The following is a 10,291-nucleotide window of genomic DNA, read 5'->3' on the forward strand; positions in this document are numbered from 1 at the left end:
TATCATTTTTAAACAGTTTCTAAAAAGTTGCTAAATTTTTCTCTTTTTTAAGGTTAGGCAGTAAATGAGAATTAATAAACTTAATGCCCCAATACCTCCGTACAATAACCAATTGAAAGGTTTGGCTAAGGCTATCTCCTGGTTCTTGCCCATGTAAATTAAACTGTCCCAATAGTAGGGAAGAAGAGCGGAATTACTCGTTTTAGCAGTGTTAATCCAATTTAGTTTGGCCAATCGAAGTGCTTTACTGGCATTTTTAGTCTGTTCAAGAGATTGATAAAAACTAGCGGTAATTTGGGCTGCGGCATTATCATTTACATTCCATAAGCTAGCAATGGTTGCAGCGGTGCCAATGGCATTAAAGCCTCTTGATAAACTAATTATGCCCTCGCCATTGGCCAAAATGCCATCGGCCGTTTGGCAGGCGCTTAGTAAAACTAAAGACGGTGCACTTTGCTTGGCCGAAAGTTCAAACAGATACATTTTTTCTTTGTCAAAATCTAAAGTTGGTTCATTATTTACGCCACTTAAATAAGCGTGTGTGCCAATATGCATTACCTTACTTTTTACAAATAATTGCTCAAAAGTTTGTGCATTTACAGCCTTGTCAAATAAAAAATCTCCGGCAACGTATTTCTTAATTAAATCGGCTTCGGTAGTAATTGCCTTTAGTGCGGTTTTAGTACTTCCACTATGTGTAATAAATAAACCTGCAAAAGTAGTGGAGGTGGTTTCTTTCTTTTTGGCTTGTAGCGTTTGGATAGAAAAAGCGTAGTCGGTAGCATGGTTTTTGATTAAGAAAGGCCATTTGCTAATGTTTTCTGTATAGTTGTTATTGGTAATTAAGCCATCAAAGGAAAGATAGCCTAAAATTCCATCGGGAATAATAGTTAACTGCTCGTTTGGTGTAACCTGCACCGGCGCTAAAATTAGCTGATAGATATGATAAGATGCCTTAAAAAATGCTTTTGGATTATTTAGCATGGCATTGGGGCCTTTATGGAAATAAGTTTGCACAAATTCACGGAGGTCTGCTTTTACCTTCTGTGCATTGGGTATCTTCACTACATTTTCTATTTTATTCTGGCGAATGCTAATGATGTAAATTTCTTTTTCTCCAATAAAATATTCGATAAACCGATGGCTAGGCAGTTTATTAATTTCGATATGGGCAGTGTAATTCTCGGTATTTAAGTACTGGTATTTATTAACTAAGGCTTTGTTAACAAGCGATAACTCATATTTTAAACGTTCTATATCTTTACCCGAATTGCTATTGGGGGTTTCTATGAGCTGTTTTTCTAAGTAGCCAACGTTACGCTCTAATTGTTGTTTTTTAACGAAAAGGCTATCACTGCTGATATTTTTAGAAACCAACAGTTGATTTCGCTGCATTTGATCTAACAAAGTGCGGCTTTTGCTCTGCTCTGCCAAAGTTAAAATTTGTTGCAAGTACTTACCGTCTTTGGTTTGTTCGTATAGCTGAAAGCTAATGGCAATTCCCTGTTCGGCAATTTGTTTAAGGTAGTTCTGTAGTCGTTCTTTGGTTCTGTCTGCCGCAAATTCATTTCTAATCTTATCTGCTGCAAGCAAACTTAAATTAATGTTTTTTAATGATTTTACCGGTTGTTTTAATTGCAGGTTAGCTTTGGCTAACAGTATAAAAGCCTCTACTAATTTATTGTCGCCATAAATATTTTTTGTAGAAGTAATGCCAAGCGTGTTTAATGTTTTTTGTGCGTACTTAATGGTTTCTTTTGGATTGTTTTGCGCCAAATAAGTTTCTCCAATTTGAAGGTAAAGATTTGCCCGTTCTCTTACCCTGCTATGGGGATAATATTGGTTAAACAACTGAAGTGCTTTTTGGTAAGCCATACTGGCCTTTGCTATTTGCTGCTGTTGCAAATAAATATTACCCGCAGTAATGTGCGAGCTCATTAACCAATAAGCAGTTTCGGCATTATTGGCCTTTTGTTGGCTAATGTTGCTTTCTATAATTGCGGCAGCTTTCGCATAATTTTTATCATCATATAGTACATCTGCATAAACATTGTTTAGCATAATGCGATTAAAATGGTCTGGCTTTAATGTTAGCCCAGTATTTATGGCTTTATAGGCATCTTCCAATTTGCCCATTGAACGATAGGAGATGGCCATGTTGCAATAAATAGCTGCGGTTTTATTGATATCTTCGCTGTAATTGCGCTGAAATTCGATACTTTTTTGTTGAATAAATAAAGCCCGTTCGTAATCTCCAAGTCGTGTGTAGTTGTTTCCTAGAGGTTTAAAAATATACTCTACAACGTCGTAATCCAGTATCTGATATTTTTGGAAAAAGCTGAATGCATTTTCATAAGAATTGATGGACTCGAAAATATTACCATCTAGTAATTGGTAATATGCCAAAGTACTCAGTAGGTTTAGCCAAGCAAAGCGTTCTTCGGGAGTTTTGGCTTTTCGCCAACATTCTTTTTTTACTTTTAAAAGGGTAGGTGTTGCAGTTTCAGGATGTTCGTTGGCGTTAGCCAATTGTTCATAAATCCAATTGCTAAGGTCGTTTTGGGCTTTAAAGCTATTTAATTTTGCTTGTAAATCATCGTTTTGCGCTATGGCTAAACTATGTTGAAATAACAGTAGCAGTAAACATAAATATTTAAAGCATCGGCGAAGCATAGGTTACGGTTTTTACTGTAAATTACGGTTACTATCGCAAACCTACAACTTTTATCATTTTATGTTGCTGTAAATGGGGAGATGCCCAAAGTACAGTGTTGGGGTTAAAACTTCCAGCTTACATAGGTTGCCATACGGTTATTGTTGGTTTTGGGGTCGTAAATATACCTCAACCCTAAAGCTGGGCCAACACGCACTAGCCCAAGTTGAATATCGGCAAAGAAAGAAGCCCTAATTTCTGAAAAATTATCTTTTACAGTTCCCATAGCTCTGTTAAGATTGATATCTACGTTTGTACCCGCAGCATTTGGAGCTCTTAACAAATAGCGCAGTTCCGAAGAAGTTTTTGCATACATATCTAGGGTTAATATGGTGCCAATGCCAGCGCCAATATATTTGTTAATGTTATAGCGCACTTGCAGCGGAACAGCATTAATGGTCATCACCTTGGTAGTTTTATAGAGCTGGTTATCTATAATTTGAAAAGCCCTATTATCAATTACGGTATCTTTTTTAAGTTCTGCATTTGTAGGTACATGAAAAGTTTTCTCCAAGAAACTGTTCAGGTAAAGCTCGGCCTGCCAATAATAACGATGCGATGCAAATGGCGATAAAGTTGCACCCACTACCACATTTTTATGGTTCAAATAATTATTGTTATCTGTCTCGAAAGGAAAACCGTAACCCACAATAATTCCAGGCGAAAGTCCCATTTTAAACCTGCCTACAGCCCTGTTGGTATAAATAGGTTCGTTTTTATCGAAAACAATGGCTGCACCACTTTTAATGGGTAGCTTGGGAGGTTTTTCTTTAAACTTGATTTTATATTCCACAAAACCTTGTGTAGAATCTGCATCGTTAACTCCTTTTTGCTGCATGCCCGGCAGGTATATGTTGGTAAATACAAAATGCACACTATCTGCACTGAAGAATGTTTTTAGGCAGCTTTGGTTGGCATAGGCCGAATCGCAGGTAACTACTTCGGGTTTGGTCTTTACAACTTTTAGGGTCGATGGGTCAAAAACCTCCGAGATATTTACACCCACATCAATTTTTTTTGCTGGACCTTTGCCCGTATTTTGAAAGCGAACTTTATAAGTCAATTCTCTACTTTTTCCTGTTAGACGATAGTTCATCCGACTTTTTCGCAGTACCATTTTGTTAGGGTCGTGCGAAGCTACAATTTGCAGTTCTAGGTTAAAAAACTCGGTTTCTACCAAAGGGTTGTCTGGTATAAAGGCTCCGGCAATACGCACCACAGCGTTGGTGTCTTTCAGCATTTCGGGCGTAGTTTTAAAGTGCATAAAAACAAAACGCTCTTCGTTTTGGGCCAAGTTCTCAAACTTCCAGCTTTGTTGACTTCTAAAAGCCTTTGCTTGGTCTTTCAACAATACTTTTTCTGGGGCAGATAAGCCTAAGATTTTTTCTAAAGAAGCATAATATACTGGAGGCTGGTTCTTTTTAGAAAGAGGTGCCGTATGTAACAAAGGTTTTAAATCAGTTTTTTTCTCTTGATGATAAGTTCTTGCTGCTGCCAGTTCAAAATTATTGTTGCTAAACTCTACATCGTTATACAGAATAGCAATGGTGCCATTTAAGTTTTGCTGTCCATTTTCTGCTTTGTTACGATAGCCAAAAACCAGCATCATGTCATCGCCGGGTTTTGGCATACAGTTAGTTTTCATTTCTATATTGCCGCCCATTTTAAATAAATTGTAGCTGCCGTTTGCAGCGAGCATAGGCTTAACAGTTGCTGCTTTTGGGATAATAGGAGGTCTTACAATGGGTTTTGGTCGGGTAGGAGGGCGTTTGCCATCATCGTAATTATTGGTGGCAAATAAGCGTACCATGATTGAATCGTACCGTGTAAATACATGCGAAGGACTTTCCTCAAAACTAAATCCGCCGTCTCCAAACTCCCAAAAGTAAGTGTAAAAAGGAGCTGGAGCCCCGGCTATGGCTCTTAAAGGGCGTAGCTCGCTATTAAACTTAACCACGCCATTTTCTGTTTTATAATTTATGATAGCTGGCACCGTATCGCTAGGCAAAACCTGTGCGTTTAATGCACTAAAGCAAAAAAAGATCAGTATGGAGATTAACAGTCTGGTCATGGATAAATAAATATAAGGAAATATTCGATGGATTTACAAACGATAAAAAGACAAAGCCCAATATGAGCTTCGTCTTTTATGTTAACAGATTGGGCTGTTTTTAATAGGTATTTAATGCATTAATTACTTGTTGTATGCCTGCTTCGGTAGTTTCAGAAAGCGTTAGTGTAATGTTTTGGTTGGCGGTAATAGTAGTAGCTTGTTCTGCATAATAGTATTTCCCATCTTTAATAGAGAAAGAAATATATTTGCCTTCTACGCCTATAGGCATCATGTCTGCATAACTTTTCACACTATTTGGGCTATCGTAAGTATATAGTTGTGCTACCACATTACTGCCTTTGGCACAAAAGAAAACAAAAGTTTCGCCAGTGTAGCCCATAAAAGTGGCAAAACTGCCAGGGTTGTTGGCTATGGTAACTTTTGTAGTGGTTTTAGGGTTTGTATAGGCGTAAAAAACATCACAGTTAATCCATCCTAAATTACCCATCTCGAAATTGTAAAAGCCTGCTACAGGTGCGCTTTCACGCTTAATGCCTCCTGCTCCGTTAGCATTTTGTTGCGGCGCTTGCCAAGCTAACTGATTGGCATCGCCAACTTTTTCTACACCTTCCCAAATTTGCGTAATACGGGTATTGGTAGTTGGAATGGCCATTTGTATGTTGGCTGCTAGCTGTTTATCAACGTTTGTTCCATTAACCGATGCGTTAAGGAAAACAAAACCGTCAGATTCTAAAGGTGCACCGCTAATATGGTTGGTATTAGTGCCGCTAAAAATTACTTGACTGCGTTTCAAAAATTCACCGGCGGTAATTACCACGTTTCCGGTAACAGGCACGCCGTTTAGTTTAAAAGCATTGGCCGGAATGGTGATTTTTGTGCCGCCCTGCAAGGTAAAAGTGTTGGCAACGCTGGCGTTAATTTGTAGTAGTTGTGCTTTTGGGCCAAATAAAGCGGTAAATTCTCGGGCATTATATGCCGAGTTTCTTGGGCTTTTGTCTTTTTTACAAGCCTGAAATAATGCAGTAATCAGCAGTGCTACCGCAAAAATAGAAAGCGTATTTTTTAATCTTAAAGTTTTCATAACATTTTCATATTTAGTTAAGCTTACTCTGTTTAGGCTTTTCAGCAGCCGCCTTTGGTGGTATATCAAACCTTACTAAAAAATGTTACCTGTATTTTTTAAAATTTTCGAGCAACTCCTTGCAAATGTGTATTCATAAATATTCTAGGTTTCTAATTTTGATAGAAGAATAGTAAAGGTGTGCGGTAGTAGTTTGTGCCTTTTCTCAATGAATAATATAGAATCTAGTTTTAACTTTCCCTAATAAAATGATACTTTTAGCATAAATCAATAATCAATGACCAAAAAAGTACATGAAGACCAACGTTATGTAACTGCGCTGCTAAACAATGAAGTAGCTTTGGTTAACGAAATTTATAAGAAATGTGCGGGCAAGGTAAAATCGTTTGTACTGTTTAACAATGGCAATGCAGATGATGCTGCCGATATTTTTCAGGATGCTTTAGTAGATATTTACAATCAGGCAAAATATAAGGATTTAGAACTTACCTGCCCTTTTGAACCTTTTTTACTGTTGGTATGCAAGCGCAAGTGGCTTAATGAATTGAAAAAAAGAGCCATAAGCCCGGTAACAAAAAGCGAAGACAGTTTATTACATATTGGCGAAGATACATTTGAACAGGCAGAAATGTTGGCCCAACAGCAAGAACAAACCGCCTTGTTCTTAAAAGCTTTTGAAAAATTAGGCGAACGTTGCAAAGAAATTATTAAATGGAGTATGCAGGGCGAAGCACAGGAAAAAGTAGCAGAAACATTAGGCGTTACCTATGGCTATTTAAGGAAAAAGAAATCGGAATGTATGGCGAGCTTGGTTAAATTAATCGATAAAAGAAATGACTAAGGACAAAATTTTATGGACAGCCCAATATGTGGAGGGAGATTTGAACCAAGCGGAACGCTTGGAGTTCGAAAATCTGTTGCTACATGATCAAGAGTTAAAGCAATACCTTGCAGATTATTACGCTATACACGGCAGTTTGCAAATGCAATTAAGCAATGATGCTGGGCGAGATGTATTGGTAGGTACTTTGCAAATGCTAAATAAGGAGCACTTTGTTGCCGAACAGCCCAAAGTAGTAAAGCTAAGTTCTTACATAAAATGGGTGTCTGGGGTGGCTGCCGTATTGGTACTTGTCATGTTTATTTGGGCACCGTGGAAAGGGGATTTGTATGAACAGTTTAACACTGTGCCACAAATGAATGTAGCAGAACGTGGTGCCGAAATTACCGACCTAGACCAAGCAGCAACGTTATTTAACGATCAAAAATATACCGAGGCTAAAGCAGTGTTAGCAAAACTTAACAGTACCGATCCCGAAAATGCAATGGTAGCCTATTATTATAGTGTAAGTTTAATAGCCACTAACGAGGTGGCCAAAGGCAGGTTATTGCTTGAAGATTTGTTTAAAGGCGAATCGGTTTATAAATACGATGCTGCCTATGCGATGGCGTTAAGCTATTTGAAAGAAGATAAAAAAGCTGATACTAAATTTTGGCTAGAAAAAATACCTAATGAGGCGGTGCAATATGAGAAAGCACAGCAATTGTTGAGGGAATTGTAATTAGTTTAATGCTTTGGTGGGTAAATACTTAAACTTGCCGATAAAATAGAAACAACGATCTAGAATATGCCTCATCGTACTAAACAGTATCTTAAATATAGTTGGCTTACATTAAACCCTAAGCTAACCACTTTTCTGTTCTTTATATTTTTAGTGGTCGTTATTTCCTTAATTGGGTTTCAGCGTTATCAAATAGTTAAAGAAAATAGAGAGAAGGAAATCAACATCAAGTTAGAAAATATTGAGCTGCGTATAGACCAGCTCATTAAAAGTAGCCAAAATGCGGTGCTAACCATAGCACTTACCTTAGATAATAAAGGGCAACCCAAAGACTTTGAAAGAATTGCTGCCGAAATTATGCAAAGCAACTCCGCCTTCAAGGCTGTGCAGTTAGTGCCCAATGGAGTCATTAAGTACATGTATCCAATTCAGGGGAATGAGAAAGCAATAGGCCTTAATTTATTTAAGCAAGGCCTAAATTCCTTGGAAGCAAATAAAGCAGTAAAACTAGGTAAAATGTATTTTCAAGGGCCAGTCGAGCTAACACAAGGTTCAAAAGGGGTAATCGGACGCTTGCCGCTCTATATAGGTGGTAAATTTTGGGGTTTTTCTGCCGTAGTAATTAAATTAGATGAGCTGTTAAAAGTTGCAGGCATTACTAAAGACAGCACTAAGTATTTCAAGTTTCAGTTTTCAAAAATAAATCCAGTAACAAAAAAAGAAGAATTTTTTTTAAAAGGGGACAAAGGCTTTAGTGGAAGTACATATAAAGCCAGAATCATCGAAGAAGGCGATTGGAAGGTGTACCTCGCAGATAATCGCCCCATCTATGCCGACTTCCAGCTAGGGTATTTGGCTGTTTTTGGTATTTTGGCTTCGTTGCTTTCAAGCTATTTGTTGCTCAGGTTATTAAACAAGCAAGCTCAGTTGCACACTATTTTGCATCAGCAGCACGACATGTTGTTGGTAGCCGAAAATAAGTATAAAACCATTTTTGAGCATGCAGCTATCGGTATAGGGCGAATAGATTCGGCCACCGGCGAATTTTTAGAAACCAATTCCTTCTTGTGCGAATTGCTTGGTTATTCAAATAATGAACTTACCCATAAGAAAATAAAGACATTAATACATCCCGATGATTTAGCCGCAGATAGACACAATTTTAAAAAGCTACTCGCCAATCAAATCCGTCAATTTTCTTCTGTAAGAAGGTATATCCATAAAAATGGAAGCGTAATTTGGGCCAATGCCATTGTAAGTCCTCTATGGACAGTAGGAGAAAACCCAAGCCAACATATTGTTATAATAGAAGATATTACAAAGCAAGTAGCTTACGAAGAACAACTGATTGCATCTCAAAAACATGTAGAAGAACTGATAAATTCTATTCAAGGAATTGTTTGGGAGGCCTCTATAAAAGACAATTTTGCTAGTACGTTTGTAAGCGGCAAGGTTTTCGATATTTTAGGATATTCGGTAAAAGAATGGTCGACAACCGATGGCTTTTTCCTAGAAAAGATACATCCAGACGATAAGCAAAGGATAGTAAACTATATCAACAACGAACTTTTTTCTAAAAAACATCACGAATATGAATATCGTATCCTAAACAAAAGTGGGGAGACCATATGGATACGTGACAGTGTGACCGTGGTGCCGAGTACTAGAACTCCCGAGAAACTCATAGGTATTATGATGGACATTACTGCCATTAAAGAGGCGGAAGAAACATTGCGTAAATCCTATGAGCTAGTTAATGAGCAAAATAAACGCCTGTTGAATTTTTCATACATCGTTTCCCATAATTTAAGATCTCATGCCAGCAATATAGATGGAATCAGCTCACTGATTAGTAATGCGGAAACGGCCGAAGAACGGGATGAGATGATTAAATTGTTGCGAAGAGTAGTGGTGAACTTAAATGATACCCTGTACAACCTAAACAATATAGTCAATATTCAAACCAGCATCGATCTTGTAACCGAGCCTTTAAATCTATTGGAGTACATTGATAGTGCTATTGCTACACAGGAAGCCAAGATTTTGAATAAAAATGCTCATGTACATGTTTCCGTTTCCGAAGATATAGCTGTAAACTTTAATAGAGCTTATTTAGAAAGTGTATTGTTAAATCTCATTTCTAATGCCCTGCGCTATTGCGACCCTTTGCGTACACCACTCATAGAAATTAACGGAGAAACTAACGCTACAGGCTACGTACTTCGTATTAAAGATAATGGTGTAGGTATCGATCTTGTTAAAAACGGAGAAAAATTGTTTGGCCTTAACCAAACTTTTTACGGTAATAGCGATGCCCGCGGTTTTGGACTTTTTATTACTAAGAATCAAATAGAAGCCATGGGAGGTAAAATAGAAGTAGAAAGTGTGCTTGGGCAGGGTACTACCTTTACTGTATATTTTTACTAGAATACAGGGTATTCGGTAAATTTACCCCTAGTGCCATAATTTTTAATGAATAGATTACTTGCCGCTACATCCATCTATTATAAATAGAGTCCAGTTTTAGTTTATTACTAATCCAATCCAATATCCGAATAAACAATAACCAAGGCCCAACGAATAACAAGCAGCGTAAAAGGCCGCCTACGCACTGCCTACAGGCCAGCTATGCACTAGTGCTGCACATGATTCGCACAACAATGGCGCATGAACAGTACATGAATCACACATGAACAACACAACAAGGATATCTGATCGCCGATGAAGGATTGATTGCAAATAAACAATAAACAATATCCAATAAACAATGTCCAAACATCTGCGAAAAACAAGAAACTAGCTGCGCACAGCATCCGGTGCCCGGCCATCGGTGGCCGCTTTCAAATTTTTCTTCTTGTTGC

6 protein-coding genes are annotated in these 10,291 nt (G+C 37.8%); 3 read left to right on the forward strand and 3 right to left on the reverse strand.

Going from position 1 to position 10,291, the window contains the following annotated elements; all coding sequences use genetic code 11:
- Positions 1-30: 30 nt before the first annotated feature.
- From B3I52_RS03940 to B3I52_RS03950, 3 genes are all read right to left on the reverse strand, one after another.
- Entirely contained in the window at positions 31-2,673 is a 2,643-nt protein-coding gene (locus tag B3I52_RS03940; RefSeq protein ID WP_293299019.1) for a CHAT domain-containing protein, read from the reverse strand.
- Between the two features lie 104 nt (positions 2,674-2,777).
- Positions 2,778-4,784, reverse strand: a complete 2,007-nt coding sequence (locus B3I52_RS03945; protein WP_293299022.1) for a DUF7619 domain-containing protein — start codon at positions 4,782-4,784, stop codon at positions 2,778-2,780.
- Positions 4,785-4,884: 100 nt separating this feature from the next.
- The gene (locus tag B3I52_RS03950; protein ID WP_293299025.1) at positions 4,885-5,868 is read right to left on the reverse strand and encodes a hypothetical protein; all 984 of its coding nucleotides are present in this window, start codon (positions 5,866-5,868) and stop codon (positions 4,885-4,887) included.
- A 277-nt stretch (positions 5,869-6,145) separates the two neighbouring features.
- On the opposite strand from B3I52_RS03950, the gene B3I52_RS03955 reads away from it, so the two are divergent.
- The 3 genes from B3I52_RS03955 (at position 6,146) to B3I52_RS03965 (ending at position 9,857) form a co-directional block, all read left to right on the forward strand.
- Positions 6,146-6,709, forward strand: coding sequence for an RNA polymerase sigma factor (locus B3I52_RS03955; protein WP_293299028.1), 564 nt, complete (start codon positions 6,146-6,148; stop codon positions 6,707-6,709).
- A complete protein-coding gene (locus tag B3I52_RS03960; protein WP_293299030.1) occupies positions 6,702-7,430 on the forward strand; it encodes a hypothetical protein in 729 nt (242 codons plus the stop codon). Before B3I52_RS03955 ends, B3I52_RS03960 begins: the two co-directional genes overlap by 8 nt.
- Before the next feature lie 66 nt (positions 7,431-7,496).
- On the forward strand, positions 7,497-9,857 hold the full coding sequence (locus tag B3I52_RS03965; protein ID WP_293299033.1) for a PAS domain S-box protein: 2,361 nt from the start codon (positions 7,497-7,499) through the stop codon (positions 9,855-9,857).
- Positions 9,858-10,291: the final 434 nt, after the last annotated feature.

It is taken from the genome of Pedobacter sp. UBA4863 (assembly GCF_002399615.1).
GTDB lineage: Bacteria > Bacteroidota > Bacteroidia > Sphingobacteriales > Sphingobacteriaceae > Pedobacter.